The sequence below is a fragment of the Burkholderia lata genome (assembly GCF_902499335.1).
In the GTDB taxonomy this organism is placed as follows: domain Bacteria; phylum Pseudomonadota; class Gammaproteobacteria; order Burkholderiales; family Burkholderiaceae; genus Burkholderia; species Burkholderia lata_B.
Window position 1 is genome coordinate 1 of record NZ_CABVQK010000058.1, and the last position, 527, is coordinate 527.

1 protein-coding gene is annotated in these 527 nt (G+C 67.7%); it reads left to right on the forward strand.

Annotated features, from left to right (window positions below; genetic code table 11):
• Positions 1-527 (forward strand): acyl-CoA dehydrogenase family protein (locus tag BCO18175_RS40440; RefSeq protein ID WP_174989403.1); only part of this gene is annotated, 527 nt, incomplete at both ends.

Below are 527 nucleotides of genomic sequence, written 5' to 3' on the forward strand. Positions count from 1 at the left end.
CAGGCCGTGCTCGACGAGTCCGCGAAGTTCTGCGGCGAGGTGCTGGCGCCGCTGAACGTCGAAGGCGACCGCAACCCGAGCAGCTGGAAGGACGGTGTCGTGACCGCAACGCCCGGCTTCGGCGAAGCGTTCCGCCAGTTCGTCGAAGGCGGCTGGCAGGGGCTGCAGCATCCGACCGAATACGACGGTCAGGGGCTGCCGAAGCTGATCGCGACGCCGTGCATCGAGATGCTGAACGCATCGAACCTGTCGTTCGCGCTGTGCCCGCTCCTGACCGACGGCGCGATCGAGGCGCTGCTGACGGCCGGCACCGACGAGCAGAAGCAGCGCTACGTGCCGAAGCTGATCTCGGGCGAATGGACCGGCACGATGAACCTGACCGAGCCGCAGGCGGGCTCCGATCTCGCGCTGGTGCGCTCGCGCGCCGAGCCGCAGGGCGACGGCACGTACAAGGTGTTCGGCACGAAGATCTTCATCACGTGGGGCGAGCACGACATGGCGGACAACATCGTCCACCTGGTGCTGGC